General features: G+C 72.7%; 17 protein-coding genes and 1 pseudogene. 12 read left to right on the plus strand and 6 right to left on the minus strand.

All coding sequences use genetic code 11. The features are described from left to right. Positions 1-85: 85 nt before the first annotated feature. Positions 86-883, minus strand: a pseudogene (locus ACTT8P_RS34370) (tyrosine-type recombinase/integrase); the annotation flags it as partial. A gap of 15 nt (positions 884-898) precedes the next feature. Continuing rightward, entirely contained in the window at positions 899-2041 is a 1143-nt protein-coding gene (locus ACTT8P_RS34375) for an ISAs1 family transposase (protein ID WP_442835717.1), read from the minus strand. 346 nt (positions 2042-2387) lie between these two features. Here ACTT8P_RS34375 and ACTT8P_RS34380 point away from each other — a divergent pair, with 346 nt between their 5' ends. After that, positions 2388-2621, plus strand: coding sequence for a hypothetical protein (locus tag ACTT8P_RS34380; protein WP_442835718.1), 234 nt, complete (start codon positions 2388-2390; stop codon positions 2619-2621). A 41-nt stretch (positions 2622-2662) separates the two neighbouring features. Here ACTT8P_RS34380 and ACTT8P_RS34385 read toward each other — a convergent pair whose 3' ends face one another. Both ACTT8P_RS34385 and ACTT8P_RS34390 read right to left on the minus strand, forming a co-directional pair. Beyond that, the gene (locus ACTT8P_RS34385) at positions 2663-3202 is read right to left on the minus strand and encodes a hypothetical protein (protein ID WP_442835719.1); all 540 of its coding nucleotides are present in this window, start codon (positions 3200-3202) and stop codon (positions 2663-2665) included. 162 nt (positions 3203-3364) lie between these two features. Continuing rightward, positions 3365-3553, minus strand: a complete 189-nt coding sequence (locus tag ACTT8P_RS34390; RefSeq protein ID WP_442835720.1) for a hypothetical protein — start codon at positions 3551-3553, stop codon at positions 3365-3367. Between the two features lie 120 nt (positions 3554-3673). Between ACTT8P_RS34390 and ACTT8P_RS34395 the strand changes: the two genes are divergently transcribed. From ACTT8P_RS34395 to ACTT8P_RS34415, 5 genes are all read left to right on the plus strand, one after another. Next, the gene (locus tag ACTT8P_RS34395; protein WP_442835721.1) at positions 3674-4735 is read left to right on the plus strand and encodes a glycoside hydrolase family 43 protein; all 1062 of its coding nucleotides are present in this window, start codon (positions 3674-3676) and stop codon (positions 4733-4735) included. Positions 4736-4764: 29 nt separating this feature from the next. Continuing rightward, positions 4765-5844, plus strand: a complete 1080-nt coding sequence (locus ACTT8P_RS34400; RefSeq protein ID WP_442835722.1) for a rhamnogalacturonan acetylesterase — start codon at positions 4765-4767, stop codon at positions 5842-5844. Positions 5845-6172: 328 nt separating this feature from the next. Then, positions 6173-7891, plus strand: a complete 1719-nt coding sequence (locus tag ACTT8P_RS34405) for a PHP domain-containing protein (protein ID WP_442835723.1) — start codon at positions 6173-6175, stop codon at positions 7889-7891. Further along, positions 7888-8409 (plus strand): hypothetical protein, encoded by a 522-nt coding sequence (locus ACTT8P_RS34410; protein WP_442835724.1) that lies wholly within the window; start codon positions 7888-7890, stop codon positions 8407-8409. Before ACTT8P_RS34405 ends, ACTT8P_RS34410 begins: the two co-directional genes overlap by 4 nt. 101 nt (positions 8410-8510) lie before the next feature. After that, positions 8511-9791 (plus strand): MFS transporter, encoded by a 1281-nt coding sequence (locus tag ACTT8P_RS34415; RefSeq protein ID WP_442835725.1) that lies wholly within the window; start codon positions 8511-8513, stop codon positions 9789-9791. Here ACTT8P_RS34415 and ACTT8P_RS34420 read toward each other — a convergent pair. Continuing rightward, positions 9736-10998: an FAD-binding protein gene (locus tag ACTT8P_RS34420; protein WP_442835726.1), complete on the minus strand. Its 1263-nt coding sequence runs from the start codon at positions 10996-10998 to the stop codon at positions 9736-9738. The genes ACTT8P_RS34415 and ACTT8P_RS34420 overlap by 56 nt on opposite strands. A gap of 145 nt (positions 10999-11143) precedes the next feature. Here ACTT8P_RS34420 and ACTT8P_RS34425 point away from each other — a divergent pair, with 145 nt between their 5' ends. Together ACTT8P_RS34425 and ACTT8P_RS34430 are read left to right on the plus strand one after the other, a co-directional pair. After that, positions 11144-12463 (plus strand): radical SAM protein, encoded by a 1320-nt coding sequence (locus ACTT8P_RS34425; protein ID WP_442835727.1) that lies wholly within the window; start codon positions 11144-11146, stop codon positions 12461-12463. Between the two features lie 200 nt (positions 12464-12663). After that, positions 12664-14340 carry a cellulose binding domain-containing protein gene (locus ACTT8P_RS34430; protein ID WP_442835728.1) on the plus strand — a complete coding sequence of 559 codons (1677 nt, stop codon included), beginning with the start codon at positions 12664-12666 and terminating at the stop codon, positions 14338-14340. Between the two features lie 106 nt (positions 14341-14446). On the opposite strand, the gene ACTT8P_RS34435 is transcribed toward ACTT8P_RS34430, so the two are convergent. Further along, positions 14447-15151 (minus strand): Clp protease N-terminal domain-containing protein, encoded by a 705-nt coding sequence (locus ACTT8P_RS34435; protein WP_442835729.1) that lies wholly within the window; start codon positions 15149-15151, stop codon positions 14447-14449. A 187-nt stretch (positions 15152-15338) separates the two neighbouring features. Between ACTT8P_RS34435 and ACTT8P_RS34440 the strand changes: the two genes are divergently transcribed. The 4 genes from ACTT8P_RS34440 to ACTT8P_RS34455 all read left to right on the plus strand — a co-directional run. Continuing rightward, complete coding sequence (locus tag ACTT8P_RS34440) at positions 15339-15857, plus strand: AAA family ATPase (RefSeq protein WP_442835730.1); 519 nt, start codon at positions 15339-15341, stop codon at positions 15855-15857. 219 nt (positions 15858-16076) lie between these two features. Then, a complete protein-coding gene (rsgA, locus tag ACTT8P_RS34445; protein WP_442835731.1) occupies positions 16077-17186 on the plus strand; it encodes a ribosome small subunit-dependent GTPase A in 1110 nt (369 codons plus the stop codon). Positions 17187-17289: 103 nt separating this feature from the next. Beyond that, on the plus strand, positions 17290-18690 hold the full coding sequence (locus tag ACTT8P_RS34450) for a bifunctional transcriptional activator/DNA repair enzyme AdaA (protein ID WP_442835732.1): 1401 nt from the start codon (positions 17290-17292) through the stop codon (positions 18688-18690). Next, positions 18687-19055 (plus strand): MGMT family protein (locus ACTT8P_RS34455; RefSeq protein WP_442835733.1); only part of this gene is annotated, 369 nt, incomplete at its 3' end. The genes ACTT8P_RS34450 and ACTT8P_RS34455, both read left to right, overlap by 4 nt.

A 19055-nucleotide genomic window follows, 5' to 3' on the forward strand; every position in this document is an offset into this window, starting at 1 on the left:
CCGCCGCCATCCGCATACCTCATGACGAGGATGTAGCACCGCCAACGCCCGCTGTCACCCCAACCTTTCAACCTCAGCGGCAACGTCAGCGGACAGCTGCTGCGGCAGGCGGGTCGTCCCGTCGGCCGCTCGTCGGACTGAGGGCGTTGCCCAGGGTTTCGATGGCCTGGCGCTGGAGACGGAGTCTCACGTGGGCGTAGATGCCTGCGGTGACCCCGATATGGGCGTGGCCGAGGAGTTCTTTGATCGCGACGAGTTCGACGCCTTGCTCCAGGAGCAGGGTGGCCGTCGAGTGGCGCAGGTCATGGAAGCGGATGCGGCGGAGCGTGGCTCGGCTGAGGAGCTGGCCGAAGCGGCGGGTCATGTTGGCCGGGTCGAGCGGTCCGCCGGCCGGCGTGGTGAAGACGAGCCCGCTGTCCTTCCAGCCCACCCCGGCCACCTTGCGTTCTACCTCCTGACGTTGCCGGTGGCTCTTCAGCGAGTGGACACACTCGGTGGGAAGGGCGATGTGGCGTTCGGACGCGCGGGTCTTGGTGGGCAGGGGGGTCAGACCGCTGCTCCGGGTGCGTTGGAGTGAGCTGCGGATGCTGGCCGTACCACCGTCGAGGTCGAGGTCTTCCCAGTGGAGGCCGAGGAGTTCACCTTTACGGAGTCCGGTGCGCAGGGCGCGTTCGTACAGCGCGTGGAGCCGGTCGGCGCGAGCCGCGTCGAGGAACTGGCGATCTTCTGTCGCCGTGAGGGGCCGGAAGCGCCTGGGCCGGGGTGCGGTGGTCTTGACGTTCCGGGCGACGTTGCGGGGCAGCTCGTCTTCGCGGACGGCGTGTTCGAGGGCGGACTTGAGCACCGAGTGCACGTAGGTCACGGTCAAGGCGGACAGCCGTTTCTGGCCAGGGCTTGATCAAGTTCCGTTGAGGTCGGGCTTGTAGGTGATGCCCAGGATGGGGAGGGCTCGTTCGGGTTGGTCGCGGATGGCGCGGGTGGTTTTGGCGATGTTGGTCGCTCCGAGGGCTTTGAGGGTTCCGATCGCGAGGTTGCGGAGGGTGGCCATGGCGCGGGGCGCGTTGCCGGTGTGGACGGTGGAGGCGTCTTCGGCGAAGGTACGGTCGCGGATGTGGTGCTGGGCTTCCACGATCCAGTGTCCGCGCAGGTGGGAGGCGAGTTCGGTCGGTTTCGCCTGGTGGGCATCGAGGCTGGTGACCGCGTAGACGGTCTCGCGGGTCTTCCGGCCGGTTGCTTTGCGGCGGCGGTGGACGCGGAGGGCGAGCTTCGCGTGGGGGAAGGCGATGCCGCCGAGGTTGTCGGCGATGGCGAGGGTCTTGACCGAGCGGGACTCGCGACGGCCGTGTCCCTTGTTCGAGGTGGTGTGCTGGATGGCCACCGCGTGCCAGTCCAGACCGTCCAACTGGGCCCAGACGGTGGGCTGATTGGGTTTGATCACAGCCACGTAGTGAGCCTTTTTGGTCTCGGCCAGCCAGGCGACATTGGCCTTCACGGAGTGCAGCGCGTCGAAGGTGACCACGTCTTGGTCCAGGCCGAGCGGTGCAAGCAGGAGCTGGAAGTGCCGTGTCTCGTTGGTCTTGGATCCGACCTCGGCCTGGGCGAGGGTGACCGGGCAGCCGTGGGTGACGGCGGACAGCAGGTGCCGGCGGGGCCGGTCCAGGCGGGCGGAGTCGCGCAGGGCCTTGCCGTCCACGGCGATCACACGTCGCCTGCCCGGGGCTGCGGTCACGGCGGTGTGGCGGTGAGCCAGCCAGGCTCCGACGGCCGCATCGAGTGCGTCGGCGTCGAGGCTCTCGAGTACCCTCCCGATCGCCGACCTGGACGGTGCATGCCGCCAGCACAGCAGGTGACAGCGCACGCCGAGCGCGGCGAGCAGCCCTGTGTCGGCGCGGGCGCCCCACTCGGCGAGCTCGTCGATGGTCCGGGCTCCCGAGACCGCGGCGGCCGCGCAGACCAGCAGGATCGAGGCCAACGAGTACCAGCGGCCTCGCCGGGAACGGGGATCGGGCACCGCCTCCAGGAAGAACCGCAGGTCAGCCATATCGTCCGGGTTGAACGGACCCAACTTGGCCAACACGGCAGGGATCGGGGAAGATGAGACAGCGGACACGGGAATCCTCTTGATCACTTGGCTTAGACACCTGAATGATCACGGATCCCGTGTCCGCCCTGTCATCCACCCCAACCCGCGGCACCCTCACGCCAGTTGGGCGATCCCGGGAACTTGCGCAAGCCCTGCGGGAGGTGTCGGTGGTGAGTGGACGGAGGGCGGGCCACGTCGGCTGGGACGCCTGCGTTCCGTTCGGCCGGCTCCTGGTCGGCACGGCGGTTGCTGACCTGGCCGGTACGGTTGGGTGTGCGGTGTCTGGCAGGGCGCGGAAACCATCGTGTTCCTCGCGGGGTACGAGCCCGAGGAACGCAAGGTCGCCCAAGTCGCCGCCGAACTGACCCCCGAGGGCGCGGATCAGGCGATGGGTCCGGCGGCGACCGTTGAGCGGGCCGGGAAGGAGACGGCGGTGGAGGCGGTCGGGCTGCGGGTCGGGGGCGCCGTCGCGTACTTCACCAGTACGCCGACCCTGCCTGCGGAGGTCCTGGACGCGCAGTTGGCCAAACCGGGGTGACCGCGACCACGAGCGGTCAAGGGCTGTCGCGGAGCGCGCCGTCACTCCCGCAGCAGTCGCCGCATCCGTGTGAGCCGCCGGTCGAAGCGCAGGTTGAACCAGGTCAGCCAGGTCATGAACACCACCGCGAGGACGAGCATCAGGCTGCCCGCGGCGACGGAGCCCGCCGTGAACCACAAGGCCGACGTGCCGAAGAACATCAGGGCCAGCATCGGGAACGCCCACCAGCGATTGCGGCGCAGGCGACGCTGGCGGGAGTCGACCAGGGCAGCCATCTGCTGACGCCGCGCCGGGTCCTCGGGCGGCGGCGCGCCCTTGAGGATCTGGCGTTCCATGCCGGGGATGTCGTCCGGTTCGGTGCCGGAGGCGGTGGCGTCCCGGCGGCGGATGCGCTGGATCAGCCATGGTGTCCAGAACGCCATCGCCACGGCCCCCAGGACAGCCGACGGCCAGCCCGACAGACCGGTGAAGACCAGGCGGACGACGACGCCGATGACCAGCGCGAGCAGGCCGATGGCCCATAAGCCGTCCCGCCGTCGCCGCTTCGGCCGGTCGCTGTGCTGTGCTCTGTCCGTCGTCATCTCCAGCCTTTCCGTGGGCGTTCGCCGGACTCGGTCACCTCGTGTGACCGTCCAGGTACCCGGCCCGCGCGCGTGGATACGTCGGCCGGGACCGAAGCAACCGGTACCTACCGTTCCGGACATGGCGCACACTCCCGCCGAAGCTGTCACCGTCGTGGTCGATCACGTCCTCGCCCGCACCGCCACCTGGACGCGCTGGGACGGATCACCGACGAGCAACTCGACCACTCGCCCCGCACGGGCTGGAGCTTCCGCCAACTTGCCCAGCACCTCGCGGAGTCCGTCTACTACGCGGACGCCGTCGGTGAACTGCCCGCCCTGTGCGGACGCCGTACGTGATTCGTCGCTCACGAACCGTTGACCTCGCCCCGGCACACCTCTACCTTGACGGCGTTCGTCATGTCAGATGTCGTTCGGAATATCGAACCGCACTTCACTTCGAACGTAGTCGCTCGAACAGAGAGGCACCGCATGAGCCGCCGCCGCACCGACGACACCCCCGAAGTGCCGTGTCGCCGCCTGCTGTTGAAGGGCGCCGCGGCCGCCGGCGCCCTCACTGCCGTCCCCGCCGCCGCCCACGCCGCCGCGCCGGCCGCCCCGTACACCAACCCGCTCGTCCGCAACCGGGCCGACCCGCACATCAACCGGCACACCGACGGCCACTACTACTTCACCGCGACCGCCCCCGAGTACGACCGGATCATCCTGCGCCGCTCCCGCACCCTCAACGGGCTGGCGACCGCCGCCGAGTCCGTCATCTGGACCAAGCACACCACCGGTGACATGGGCGCGCACATCTGGGCGCCGGAGATCCACCGGGTCGACGGCAAGTGGTACATCTACTTCGCCGCCGCGCCCGCCGAGAGGGTGTGGGACATCCGGATCTGGGTGCTGGAGAACGCCCACCGTGATCCGTTCCAGGGGGTGTGGAGAGAGATAGGGCAGGTCAAGACCGCCTGGGAGACGTTCTCCCTGGACGCCACCACCTTCACCCACCGCGGCACCCGCTATCTCGCCTGGGCCCAGCACGAGCCGGAGATGGACAACAACACCGCGCTGTGGCTGTCGGAGATGGCGAATCCCTGGACGCTGACGGGGCCGCAGGTCCGGCTCTCCACGCCCGAGTACGCCTGGGAGTGCGTCGGGTTCAAGGTCAATGAGGGGGCGTCCGTCATCCGCCGCAACGGCCGGCTGTTCATGACGTACTCCGCCGCCGCCACCGACGCCAACTACTGCATGGGGCTGCTCACCGCCGACGCGGACGCCGACCTCATGGACCCGGCGAGCTGGGACAAGTCACCGGTCCCCGTCTTCACCAGCAACGACAGCACCGGGCAGTACGGCCCCGGGCACAACAGTTTCACCGTCGCCGAGGACGGCCGTACCGACGTGCTCGTCTACCACGCCCGCCAGTACAAGGAGATCGACGGTGACCCGCTGCACGATCCCAACCGGCACACCCGGGTGCAGCGGCTGGGCTGGCGGCCGGACGGGGCGCCCGACTTCGGGGTTCCGGTCGCGGACACGGTGTGAGGGAGGGGTCGGTGGTGTACGCGGGACTGATGAGGCGTACCGGCAGTACCGGAAGGTCATGGGCCGCCCTGGCGGTGGCCGTCGTGCTGAGCAGTGGCGTGGTGGGGACCGCGGCGCCCGCCCAGGCCCAGTCCCAGGCCCAGGAAGGGCGGCTCGTGCTGGGCAGGGAGAACTGCGTCGCCGGGGTCTGTCACTTCGACGTGCCGGCCGGGACGTACGACGTCCGGGTGCTGCTCGGTGGTGACGCGGCCTCCCGTACGGCGATCGGCGGGGAGACCCGGCGGGCGCTGCTGCCCGAGACGGCGGTGGCGGCGGGGGAGCGGGTGGCCCGGTCCTTCACCGTCGACGTGCGGACACCGGAGGGCGAGCCCGCCGGGCCGGACGGCAGCCCGGGGCTGGACCTGGCCGTCGGCGGTACGGCACCCGCCCTCGCCGGCATCCGGGTCACCCCGGCCCGGCACGCCCGGCAGGTCCTCCTCGTCGGTGACTCCACCGTCTGCGACCAGCCCGCCGAGCCGTACACCGGGTGGGGGCAGCGGCTGCCGCAGTACCTCCGCAAGGGCGTGTCGGTGGCCAACCACGCCGACTCCGGGGAGAGCACCGTCAGTTACCTGGCCGACCCCCGGATGTGGGCCACCGTCCGGCCGCTGATCCGCCCCGGCGACCTGGTGCTGATCCAGCTCGCCCACAACGACAAGACCACGGACGCGGCGACCTACCGGGCCAATCTCCAGACGCTGGTCGACCAGGCACGGGCCGAGGGCGGCCGGCCCGTACTGGTCACGCCGATCGTGCGGCGCTGGTTCAACACCGACGGCACCCTGGACAACGACACCGCCCTCCTGGTCAACGGCCTCGGTGTCGACCACCCGGCCGTGATCCGGTCGCTCGCCGCCGAGCGGAACATTCCCCTGATCGACCTCACCGCCCGCACCAAGGCGCTGGTGGAGTCGCTGGGCGTCGAGGACTCCAAGGCGCTCTACCTCACCGACGAGAAGCGCGACAACACCCACACCTCCGAGTACGGCGCCACCGTGTACGCCGGTCTGGTCCGGGACGCGCTGGCCGGCCTGCACCTGCTGCCGGCCGGCCGGGTCCGGGCCGGCTGACCGGCGGGGCGACGTGTGCTCAGGACGCGCCGGGCCGGTTCGCCGGCGCTACGTTCAGCGCGTCGACCGCCCTTTCCCAGGACGCCTGGAGGCCGCGGGAGGCGCCGGGAGCCGCCGGTGGCCTCCAAGGCGCGGTAACCCTGGAACGTACTGTGCGACAGGCGCCTATCCCACATCGAGGCGAGCGGACGTGTCGACTACGGCCGCCGCTCATCCGTAAGTCGTTCAAGATTCACCTTGCGCATCGATTCTCCTCGGGCGGCCCCCGTACCCCGGTGCGGCCGCGGCGACGCAGCCGCGCAGACGGCGGCCATCCAGGAGGAGCGACATGGGTCACGGGCACGGACATCACCACCATCACGACCACGACCACGGTCACGACCACACGCACGAGACGGCGCCCCTGCCCGCGGCGTTCGACACCTCCGTCCCCGACGAGGCGCTCAGCCCCGAGCAGCAGTCCCGGCGCACCCTGCTGCGCAGAGCCGGTCTGCTCGGCGCCGGTCTGGCCGCGAGCAGCGTGCTGGCCGGCGCCGCGTCCGCCCCCGCCTTCGCCGGCAGCCGGAGCAGCAGCGGCAGTGGCGGCGGCAAGAAGGGCTTCCTGTGGCTGGCCGGTGACCACCACATCCACACCCAGTACAGCAGCGACGGCAAGTACCGGGTCAGCGACCAGGTCCGCCAGGGCGCCCGGCACGGCATGGACTGGCTGGTCATCACCGACCACGGCAGCGCCACCCACGCCAAGATCGGCGTGGAGAAGGTCAACCCGGACATCCAGGACGCCCGCAGCGCCCACAAGGACACCCTCGTCTTCCAGGGCCTGGAGTGGAACATCCCGGCCGCCGAGCACGGCACCGTCTTCGTTCACCCGGGCAAGAACGAGGTCTCCGTCCTCAAGCAGTTCGAGACCGGCTACGACGGCGCGGTCAAGGCCGCCACCGGCTCCTCGCCCGCCAACGAGGCGCTCGCCGTCTCCGGCCTCGCCTTCCTCGCCGACCAGGTCAAGCGGCGCAAGGTCAAGGACGCCCTGATGCTGGCCAACCACCCGGCGCGCAAGGGCATCGACTCCCCGCACGAGATCCGTGCCTGGCGCGACGCCACCTCCGCGAGCCACCGCATCGCCGTCGGTATGGAGGGCGCCCCGGGCCACCAGGCCGGCGGCCTGCCCGCGCCGCTCGGCCCGGGCGGCGCCCGCGGCATCTACAACAACAGCCCGGGTTCGGACTCCTTCGCCGACTACCCGCTGGAGTCCTACCGCACCTGGGGCGGCTTCGACTGGATGACCGCCACCGTCGGCGGCCTGTGGGACAGCCTGCTCGCCGAGGGCAAGCCCTGGTGGATCACCGCCAACTCCGACTCGCACCAGATCTACGGCGACACCGCGGCCCGCGGCGGCGGCGACTTCACCACCAACGGCCGCTACGACGACCCGGTCTACAACGGGCAGATCGACATCACCGAGAACGACTTCTGGCCCGGCTACTACAGCCGCACCCACGTCGGCGCCGAGAACTTCTCCTACGCCGCCGTGATGGACGGCATCCGGGCCGGCCGGGTCTGGGTCGACCACGGCCAGCTCCTCTCCGGCCTCGACGTCCGGGTGTCCGGCGGCAGCCGCTGGGCCACCCTCGGCGGCGCCCTCCAGGTCAAGAAGGGCACCCGCGTCACCCTCAGCGTGGACGTGGCCCTGGCCGGCGGCCCCAACTGGGCCGGCTTCCAGCCCACCCTGGCCCGCGTCGACGTCATCCAGGGCGATGTGACGGGCGAGGTGAAGGACAAGGACACCTTCACCGCCCCGTCCGCCAAGGTCGTCAAGTCCTACGAGGTCAACAAGAACGCCGGCACGGTCACCCTCACCTACGACCTCGGCCGCGTCGACCGCCCCGTCTACCTCCGGCTGCGCGGCACCGACGGCAACCGGTCCGCCGTGGGCGCGATGGGCGCGGCCGTCGACCCGAACGGCCCGGCCATCGACGTCGTCGGCGACGCCGACCCGTGGCAGGACCTGTGGTTCTACTCCAACCCGGTCTGGGTCCTGCCGTCGTGACCCCACCGCCGTACGTCATCGCCGTCGACACCGAGGTGACGACGCTGCGCGACGCCGACCACCTGCTGCGCGAACTGGCCGTCCAACTCCCGGAAACGGACGGCGTGTTCGGCTGCACCCATCTGGTGCGGCAGGGCGGCCGGCGGCGGGTGGCGCTGTCGCTGGGCAGCCGGTCCCGGACCGCGGTCGACACCGCGCGCGACGCGCTCACCGACCGGGGGTACGGCGTGACGGACGGCGCCTGGGACGACCGGGGGCGGGCGGTGCTCTACCCGGGCGCCGCCGCCCTGACCGGCACGCTCACCGTCGCGGAACTGCTGGACCGCTCCGCGATCGAACGGGTCCGTATCCTCGGCACCCCCGGCGACCCCGACCCCGGCACCCGCCTCGTCACCCGGGAGTTCGTCCGCCCCCAGTGGGAGAACGGCGAACTGGTCCTCGCCGCCATGCCGCACATCGGCGGCACCCTCGTACCGTTCGAGGACCCGGCCCCGACCCCCTGCTGCGCGGACCACTGACAGCACGTAAGCGGACCACTGACGGCACGTAAAGCGCTTCCGGTCCCTTCCCCGCCCGTCCTACGGTGATCCGGCACACCACGACGGGGGGAAGGGACCGGGTGACGTACGAGGCACACCGTCCGAAGACCGGACGGGCGGCGGGCCCCGGCCCGCGCCCGCTGTGGCGGCAACGCGACTTCGGCGTCTTCTGGGCCGCCCAGACCCTCTCCGTCCTCGGCGACTCCTTCGCCCTGATCGCCCTGCCGCTGCTGGTCCTGGAGGCCACCGGCTCGATCGCCCGGATGGGCCTGCTGACCGCCGTGGGCGGCGCGGCCTCCGTGCTGGCGGCGGTGTTCGCCGGAGCCGTCGTCGACCGCGTCGACCGCCGCAGACTGCTGATCGGCTGCGACCTCGTCCGCATGCTCCTGTACGGACTGATCCCGGCGGTGTGGCTGTTCGGACCGCAGTTGTGGCTGCTGTACGCCGTCCTGCCGCTGTGCGAGGCGGTCGGCATGTTCTTCGCCGTCGGCTACGTCACCGTGGTGCGCGGCCTGGTCGGCACCGACCGGCTCACCGAGGCCAACGGCCGGCTGAACGCGACCGCCGCCGCGGCCGGCGTCCTCGGGCCACTGTGCGCCGGGCTGGTGGCCGCCTGGTCGGGCCCCGCCGCCGCCATCGGCGTGGACGCCGGCAGCTTCGGCGTCTCGGCCGGCTGCCTGCTCCTCGTACGGTTCACCGCCCGAGCCGCCGACGACGCGCCGCGGAAACGGCCCGGCCTGTGGGGAGACCTGCGGACCGGGGTGGGCTTCCTGTACCGGCAGCCGGTGCTGCGCGCCCTCACCGCCCTGCTGTTCGGCTTCAGCTTCCTCACCCTCGGCCTGAACGACCTGGTCATCTACCACCTCAAGCACGACCTCGGCCACGACGACCACACCGTCGGCGTGGTCATGGCGGCCGGCGCCCTCGGCACCATCACCGGGGCGCTGCTGGTCGCCCGGGTACGCCGCCGGCTCGGCTTCGGCCGCACCTGGACCGGCGCCGTCGCGGTGTGCGGACTGGCCTTCGCGGGCCTCGGCCTGGTGCGCGAGGCGTCAGCCGTGGCCCTGCTGAGCGCGGCCTTCCTGGCCTGCGTCGGCATGGCGGGCACCTGCTCGATGTCGCTGCGGCAGGAGGTGACCCCGGAACACCTGCTGGGCCGGGTCACCGCCGCCTTCTGGACCCTGCACTACGCGGCGGCGCCGCTCGGCGCGGCCGTGCTGACCTGGGCGGCACAGCGGCGCGGCACCGCCCCGGTGGCCCTGGTGGCGGGCGCCTGCTGCGTACTGATCGCGCTGGCCGGCCTGTTCACACCGATCCGGCGGTTCGGCCGGCCAGCACCTCGCCGACGAACGCGTTGGTGAACTTCCCCGCCGGGTCCAGCCGAGCCACCAGCGCCCGGAAGTCGCCGAGCCGCGGATACAGCTCGCGCAGCCGGGCCGGCCCGGTGGCGAACACCTTCCCCCAGTGCGGGCGGGCCGCGAACCCGTCCAGCGCCTCCTCCACCCGCCGCACCACCGGCAGCACCGCCGCCGTGTCCGGCACCCAGGTGAAGTGCGCCGCCACCGTGTCCCGCCCGTACGCCGGGCTCAGCCACTGGGTGTCGGCGGCGACCGTGCGCCACTCGCAGGTCTGCGTCACCGGCGCCAGCACGTCCCGTATCGCGTCCAGCGCGCGGATCGCGTCCAGGGCGTGCTCGCGCGGCAGCAGGTACTCCGACTGGAGTTCGGCGCCGCTGCTCGGCGTGAACTCGGCCCGGAAGTGCGGCAGCCGCTCGTGCCACGGCCCCGGCACGCCGAACTGCTCGGTGCAGTTCTCCGCCGGCATCCCCGGCACCGGATGGGTCTTCCCGGTCGCCGGGGCCGCGTACGGGAAGTCCGGCAGCGGCTGATCCGTCCGCCGCTTCAGCCACACCTGCCGGAAGCCCGGCGCCCGCCAGTCGGTGAACAGGCTCACGCTGTACGCCGACGCCAGCACCTCGTCCAGCGGCGCGCTGAGCGGCAGCTCGGTGAAGACGTGCTGCTCGACCTCGTAGGCCGGCTCCAGGCCGAGCGTGAGGGAGGTCACCACACCGAGCGCGCCCAGCGAGGTCACCGCACCGCCGAACCGCTCGTCCCCCCGCGCGATCCGCACGCTCCTGCCGTCGGCCGTGACGAGTTCCACCTCGCGCACCGCCGAGGCCAGTGAGCCGTTGGTCACCCCCGAGCCGTGGGTGCCGGTCGCCACCGAACCGGCCACCGAGATGTGCGGGAGCGAGGCCATGTTGGGCAGCGCCAGACCGTGCCCGTGCACCACCCGGGCCAGCTCCGCGTACCGCACACCACCGCCCACCCGGACCGTACCGGCGGCCCGGTCCACGTCGATCTCGGGCGGCAGGTCCGCCAGCGACAGCAGTACGCCGTCGGCGCCCGGCTCGGCGATGTCGTTGAAGGAGTGCCCGCTGCCCAGCACCCGCACCCGGGCACTGCCGGCCACCAGCGCCCGCACGGCGTCGACCGAGTGCGGCCGGTGCAGTTCCTTGGCCGTGTAGGTGATGTTGCCGGCCCAGTTGGTCACGGTGGTGTCGGTCATCCCGCAGCCTCTCCCTGAAGATCGGTGGGGACCAGGAGCCCCCGGCGGAAACCTACCTGGCACGCCGAGAGGGCCCCCGGCGGGGAGGACGCGCGGGCGGGGGCATACCGTGAGAAGTCGAACGCGAGCCGGGAGGAGACACAGGATGGGCAGCCGTACCGCGCTGGTCGAGGATCTGATGGAGCGCTTCCCGCACGTACCACGGGAAGCGGTCTTCAAGGAGGACCTGCTCCGCGGCGGGGTGGCCTTCGACCCCAGCGCCCTGTCCGACAACGAGGACGGCGAGGTCAAGCCGAAGTCGTACTTCATCTTCTCCTTCGACCACGGCACCCTGCCCGAACTGGGCGAGGCCGCGCTGCGCCGCCCGCCCGAGGAGATCATCCTCACCGGCGGCCCCTACGACCTGCGCCGCACCGTCGTCTCGGTCCGGGTCAACCCGTCCTCGCCGTACCGGGTCGCCGCCGACGAGCACAACGTCCTCGGCCTCTACCTGGACGGCAAGCGGATCGCGGACGTCGGCGTGCCGCCGATGCCCGAGTACTACCGGCACAAGCTCTCCAACGGGAAGTCGGTCATGGAGGTGGCCCCGACCATCCAGTGGGGCTACCTGATCTATCTGACCGCGTTCCGGGTCTGCCAGTACTTCGGCGCCAAGGAGGAGTGCCAGTACTGCGACATCAATCACAACTGGCGCCAGCACAAGGCGGCGGGCCGGCCGTACACGGGCGTCAAGGACATCGACGAGGTCCTCGAAGCGCTCGACATCATCGACAAGTACGACACCGCCAAGATCTCCACCGCGTACACGCTCACCGGCGGCGCGATCACCTCCAAGGTCCAGGGGCTGGACGAGGCGGACTTCTACGGGCGCTACGCCAAGGCCATCGAGGAGCACTTCCCGGGCCGCTGGATCGGCAAGGTGGTCGCCCAGGCGCTGCCCAAGCCCGACGTCCAGCGGTTCAAGGACTACGGCGTGCAGATCTACCACCCCAACTTCGAGGTGTGGGACGAGTACCTGTTCAAGATGTACTGCCCCGGCAAGGAGCGGTACGTCGGCCGGGACGAGTGGCACCGGCGCATCCTGGACTCCACCGAGGTCTTCGGCGCGCGCAACGTGATCCCCAACTTCGTCGCGGGCGTCGAGATGGCCGAGCCGTTCGGCTTCAAGACGGTCGACGAGGCGATCGAGTCGACCACCGAGGGCCTGCGCTTCTTCATGTCGCACGGCATCACGCCCCGGTTCACCACCTGGTGCCCCGAGCCGACCACGCCGCTCGGCAAGACCAACCCCGACGGCGCGCCGCTGGAGTACCACATCCGGCTGCTCCAGGCGTACCGGCAGACCATGGAGGACTACGGCCTCTCCTCGCCCCCCGGCTACGGCCCGCCCGGCGCCGGCAACGCGGTCTTCTCCGTCAGCTCCTTCATGGACAGCCTCCCGGCGGACGCGCCCGTCGAGGTGTGACGCCGACCTGACGGAGGGGGCGCCCAGCGCTTCGGTCCGGTACGCGCGGGCGTACGCCCGGCGGCCGGGTCGTCGCCGTTGTGTGCTCCGACGCTTGTCAGGCGCGCCGGGCCCGTGGCAAGCTCGCCCCTTGCCGCGAGGTATTCACAACTCCACCGTCGGCGTGGTGAGTTGGCCTCGCCCGTGGACGCGGGAGTTCCATGTCCGACCTGCCGATGCCCCAGGACGCCGCCGCGGCCGCGCAGTTCGCCGACTGCTGGGACCCGGTCCTCGCCTACGCCGACCTGTGCACCGCCGGTTCCGCGGCGGCCGCCCGGCTGGCCACGGAGGCGTTCACCCGGGGCCTGCGGGAGGCGCACGGCGCCGGTTCCGCCCGCGCCGCGTCCGGCACCGGCCGCCGCCCGGTCCGGCTGCTGCCCCGTATCCCCGCGCTGCTGACCGCCGTACGTGTCACGGCGGCGTCCTGGGAGGCCACCGGCCGGGGCGACGACCTCGCCCCCGACTTCCGCCGCTGGCTCAACTCCGCCCGCGCCGCCCGCTACACCGGCCCGCCCTCCCGCCGCCCGCTCGCGCTGCGCGCCCTGCGGGACATGCAGTCCCCGGACGCCGAACTGCTCTGGCTGGCCGAGGTGGAGGCGCTGCCGCTGCCGGTGGTGGCCCGTCGGCTCGGTCTCGACCCGGCCGCCACGACCGCCGAACTCGCCCAGGCCCGCGATCTCTTCCGGGACCGCTGCCGCCGTGACCACCTCGACGGCCGGGCCGGGGAGGGGTGCGGTGCCGATGGGCGGTTGTGGGGGGAGGGCGCCCTGGGAGCGGGGGAGGTGGCTGCCTGCGGTGCGGGGGAGGGAGCCGGCCCGGATGCCGGGGAGGTGGCCGGCCCGGACGCAGCGGAAGCAGCCGCGTCCGGCATCGGAGGCGGGGCGGCCACGCCGGGCGCCGGGGAAGCGGCCGCGTCCGGCGTCGGCGGGCCGGCTGTCCCGGGTGCCGGGACCGGGGCGGAGATGTCCCGTCACCTCGCCGGGTGCGCCGACTGCGCCGAGGCGGCGGGCTGTCTGCGCACCGACCCCGGTGCCGTGTCCGCGGCCCTGGCCGACGGCGTGATCGGCTGGGGCGGCCTCGCCTATCTGGAACGCCGCCGCCGGGCCGCCGAGGTGCGCCGCGCCGCCGGCCGTCCGGCCCCGCCCGACGAGGACTGCGCCCCGCCGGACCACGGCACCCGCCGGACCCGGGCCGTACGCGGCGGCCTCCTCGCCACCGCCGCGCTGATCTCCCTGCTGGCTCTCACCGCCTCCCTGCGCCCCTTCGGCGACACCGCGGACGCCGGCCACGACACCGCCGCCACGGCCGCCCCGACCGCCACGGCGGGCCGCCGGCCGCTGCCCGCCGCACCGCCGGCGTCCACCACCGCCCCGGAAGCCACCCCCGACGGCTCCCGGACCCCCACCGGCACCACCCGGCGCGCCCCGGAACCGAAACCGCAGGGCACCGGCACCGCCCCGCCCACGCCCACCCCCACCACCGCGCCGGTCACCGTCCCGACCCCCTCGGCCACGGCCACCACGCCGGCCTGCGAGATCCACTACGACCTGGTCAACCAGTGGCCCGACGGCTTCCAGGCCACCGTCACCCTCACCACCCCCGAGGCCCTCGACACCTGGCGGGTCTCCTGGACCTTCCCCGACGGCCAGCGCATCACCCAGATGTGGGACGCGACCCCGTCCCAGGACGGCTCCCGGGTCACCGTCACGGCCGCCGCCTACAACGTCGCGGTACCGGCCGGCGGCACGCTGTCGTTCGGCTTCCTGGCCGCGTGGTCGGGCCACAACGAGGCACCGGGGGCGTTCACACTGAACGGACGGACCTGCGCCGGCGGGTGAGACCGGCCGCGTCCGGCACGGCGGTCACGAGACGGACATTCCGCCGGGCGAGGTGACACCCCCGACTGAGGCCGGGAGCCCCACCTCGCCCGGACCTCCCGTTCCGCTACGAGGCGACCGGGGACTCGTCGGCGGCCTCCGTGACGAAGGACTCGACCGCCGCCGCGTCGACCCCCAGCGCGGACAGCACCCCCGCACCGGCCTCCTCCTCCAGCAGCCCCAGCAGCACATGGCCGGTGCTGACCCCGTCCTCGTCGAGCCGCAGGGCCACCCGCGACGCGAGTTCGAGCGCCTTCTTGGCGCGGGCGCCGTAGGGGATCAGCACCGGATCGGCGTCGGAGCGCGCCGGCAGGGCGGCCACCACCGTGTCCCGCGCCTGGTCGAGGTCGACGTCCTGTGCGCGCAGCGCGTCGACCGCGCTGCCCTCGGTGCCGAGCAGGCCGAGGACCAGGTGCGCGGGGACGATCTCGGCGTTGCCGGCCACCTTGGCCTCGTTCATGCCGGCGATGATCGCGCTGCGGGCGGGCTGGGAGAACTTCTCGAACACGTTCGACCGCTTGGCGTCGGGCTTGCCGACGAACCGCTTCTGGGCGGCCTGCCGGGTGACGCCCATGCTGCGGCCGATGTCGGTCCAGGACGCGCCGGAACGCCGGGCCTGGTCGACGAAGTGACCGATGAGATGGTCGGCCACCTCGCCGATGTGATCGGCCAGCAGCACCGCGCCGGCCAGCTGGTCGAGGGCGTTGGTGTGGTTCTCGGTGATCGCCGAGATCAGCTCGTCGAGCTTGACCGGCGGAGTAATCTGCGTCATGTGTCAACCCTAGGTTGTCAGTCCTGTACTGTCAACCTTGGGTTGTCACTCGCGCCGACCGCGACGTGTCGCCGATTGCCCGCGGCCCGGCAGGCCGCGTCGAGCAGGAAGGTCTTGCCCTGCCTGCGCCGGCCGGACACCACGCCGAGCGTCGCTCCCGGCTGTTCGTCTTCGACGAAGCGAGTCAGTGCCGACCACTCGTAGTGGGTTCTGTTTCGGCGCGACCGAGGCCGCCGATGCCGAGTCCCTGCGGCGTATCAGCGCCGCACTCACCGCGCATGTGCGGCCCGCCGGTCCGTACCACTTCGCCGACTGGGCCGAGGCCGTGGACGCGCTCCTCGCGCTGGGCAGCGAGCGGCCCGTGCCTGTAGTGATCGATGAGTTTCCGTACCTCGCCAAGGCGAACCCGGAACTTCCCTCGATCATCCAGGAAGCCCTGCGGACTCTGCGCGACCAGCGCAGCGGTTCCCGCACCCGGCTGCTGCGGTGCGGCTCGGCATCGTCGTACATGAGAAGGCTGCCGGCCGGCAACGCACCACTGCGTGGCCGTGCGGGGCTGGAGTTGGTGGTCCGCCCTCTCGACCACCGTCTGGCGGCCGCAGCGGTGTCGTCGACGCACCCAGCACCGGCCGGGCCGGCAGCCGCGTCGCCACGGTGCGGCATTCCCAAGACTGAAGGGCGGTGCCGGAAAATGGCTGGCGCATAACCAAGAGGGGCGGTTAGGTTAAGCGCGATCCGGTGGTCACTCTGACCGCCGGTACTCGTACCACGTGATCTGGGAGGTGTTGACCGATGGCTGTCGTTGAGATGGGCGCTGCCCGCATCCGGAAGTTCGTCAAGTCCACCTCCGTGGCCGCCGGCTGACCTCACTCCTTCCCGCGTCCGTGTGCGCGGTGCCGGGGCCACCCTTGTGAAGGGTCACCCCTTGTCTTCCTCCTCTTTCCAGAGTTCGTCTTCCTCGCATCCGCTCACGCCGTACGGCTGGGACGCGGGCTGGGAGGCCGAGTTCGCCCCGTATGCCGAGCAGGGTCTCCTGCCCGGCCGCGTCGTCCGGGTCGACCGCGGTCTCTGCGATGTCGTCACGTCGGCCGGCATGGTCCGGGCCGATACCGAGTTCGTCGTCCCGCGTGATCCGATGAAGGTCGTGTGCACGGGGGACTGGGTCGCCGTCGACCCCGATGGCGGCGACCCGCGGTACGTGCGGACGCTGCTGCCGCGCCGTACCGCCTTCGTCCGTTCCACCTCCTCCAAGCGGTCCGAGGGGCAGATCCTCGCCGCCAACGTCGACCACGCCGTCGTCGCCGTCTCCCTCGCCGCCGAACTCGACCTCGCCCGGGTCGAACGGTTCCTCGCGCTGGCCTGGGAGTCCGGCGCCCAGCCCGTCGTCGTGCTCACCAAGGCCGACCTGGTGCCCGACCCGGTCACGCTGGCGCACCTCGTGCAGGACGTCGAGGCCAGCGCGCCCGGGGTGCCGGTGCTGCCGGTCAGTGCCGCGCTGGGGGAGGGGCTCGACGTCCTTGGTGCCGTCGTGTCCGGTGGTACCGCCGTGCTGCTCGGGCAGTCCGGCGCGGGCAAGTCCACCCTCGCCAACGCGCTGCTCGGCGCCGACGTCATGGACGTACAGGCGATCCGGGACGTCGACGGCAAGGGGCGGCACACCACCACCACCCGCAATCTGCTCGTGCTGCCCGGCGGGGGCGTGCTGATCGACACGCCGGGACTGCGCGGGGTCGGGCTGTGGGACGCCGGGCACGGGGTGGGGCAGGTGTTCGCCGAGATCGCGGAGCTGGGGGAGCGGTGCAGGTTCCACGACTGCGCTCACGAGAGTGAACCGGGGTGTGCGGTGCTGGCCGCCGTGGCGGGCGGTGAGCTGCCCGACCGGCGGCTGGAGAGTTACCGCAAGCTGCTGCGGGAGAATCAGCGGATCGTCGCCAAGACCGATGCCCGGGTCCGGGCCGAGCTGCGGAAGGAGTGGAAGCGGCGGGGCGCCGAGGGGCGGGCGGCCATGGCGGCCAAGCGGGGGCGGGCCCACTAGCGGTCCCACGGGTCCCCGACTTTCCCGCAGTCCCTGGGCTGCCATGGACTCGATGTCCGATTTCCGCCAGCCCGGAGCCGTGGGCCGACGGAGACTGGGGGGCATGAAGGGCGACGACGACAGCAGGTACGCGGCGGTGCGGAGCCGGGACGGCCGGTTCGACGGGGCGTTCTTCTTCGGGGTCCGGACCACCGGTGTGTACTGCCGGCCGAGCTGTCCGGCCCGTACGCCGCACCGCCGCAACGTGCGGTTCTTCGCGACGGCCGCCGCCGCGCAGGGCGCCGGGTTCCGGGCCTGCCGGCGGTGCCGGCCGGACGCCGTGCCCGGCTCGGCCCAGTGGGACGTGCGCGCCGACGCCGTGGGCCGGGCCATGCGGCTGATCGGTGACGGCGTCGTCGACCGGGAAGGGGTGGCCGGGCTGGCCGCCCGGCTCGGCTACAGCAGCCGGCAGGTGCAGCGCCAGCTCACCGCCGAGCTGGGCGCCGGGCCGGTCGCCCTGGCCCGCGCCCAGCGGGCGCACACCGCGCGGATCCTGCTCCAGACCACCGGCCTGCCGGTCACCGAGGTGGCGTTCGCCGCCGGGTTCAGCAGTGTCCGGCAGTTCAACGACACCGTCCGCGGCGTGTACGCGGACACGCCGAGCGGGCTGCGCGCCGCCGCCCCGGCACGCGACCGGGCCGGGGCCGCGGAGGCCGGCGCCGGGATACCGCTGCGGCTGGCCCACCGCGGGCCCTACCCGGCCGGGCCCGTCTTCGACCTGCTCCAGCGGGAGGCCCTGACCGGGGTGGAGGAGGTGAGCGGGCCGCGGGGGCGGCGGGTCTACCGGCGGACGCTCCGGCTGCCCTACGGCACCGGCGTCACCGCCGTCGCCGAACGGCCGGGCGGACCGGGGAAGGGCTCCCGCCCCGGCGGGTGGCTCGACGCCCGGCTGCTCCTCACCGACCTCCGTGACCTGACCACCGCCGTCCGGCGGCTGCGCCGGCTGTTCGACCTGGACGCCGACCCGTACGCCGTCGACGAACGGCTCGGCGCCGACCCGCGCCTCGCCCCCCTGGTCGCCGCCCGCCCCGGACTGCGCTCCCCGGGCACCGCCGACCCCGCGGAACTGGCGGTCCGGGCGCTGGTGGGGCGGCCGGCGGCCGAACGGCTCGTCGCGCGGTACGGCAAGCGGCTCGACGCGCCCCGCGGCGGCCTCACCCACCTCTTCCCGGAACCCGCCACGATCGCCGGGGCCGAGCCGCACGGCACCCTCGGCGCGCTCACCGCCGCCCTCGCCGACGGCACCGTACGCCTCGACCCGGGCGCCGACCGGGACGCCGCCGAGGCCGCCCTGCTCGCCCTGGACGGCATGGACCCGGCCACCGTCGCCGCCGTCCGCACCCGCGCCCTCGGCGACCCGGACGCGGCCCCGCCCGGCGCCGACGTCCCCGACAGCTGGCGCCCCTGGCGCTCGTACGCCCTGAACCACCTGCGCGCAGCGGGAGAATGGAGGGGCCGACCATGACCGACATCCGTGGCTACTGGCCCGAGCTGGCGAGCCCGCTCGGGCCGCTGCTGCGCACCGCCGCCCCGGACGGGGCACTGACCTCGCTGTCCGTGCCCGGACAGAAGGGCGGGCGGACCGCCCTGGACAGTGCGCCGGGCCGGCGGGCCGACCCCGGGCCGTTCCGGGCCGCCGCCGAGCAGTTCGGTGCCTACTTCGCCGGGGAGCCGACCGTGTTCCGGCTGCCGCTGCGCGCCACCGGCACCGCCTTCCGGGCCAGGGTCTGGGACGCCCTCGACGCCGTGCCCTACGGCACCACCACCACCACGTACGGCGAGATCGCCGCCCGGGTCGGCGCCGCGCGCGCCGCCGTACGGGCGGTCGGC

The sequence above is a fragment of the Streptomyces sp. JW3 genome, from assembly GCF_052216785.1.
Lineage (GTDB): Bacteria > Actinomycetota > Actinomycetes > Streptomycetales > Streptomycetaceae > Streptomyces.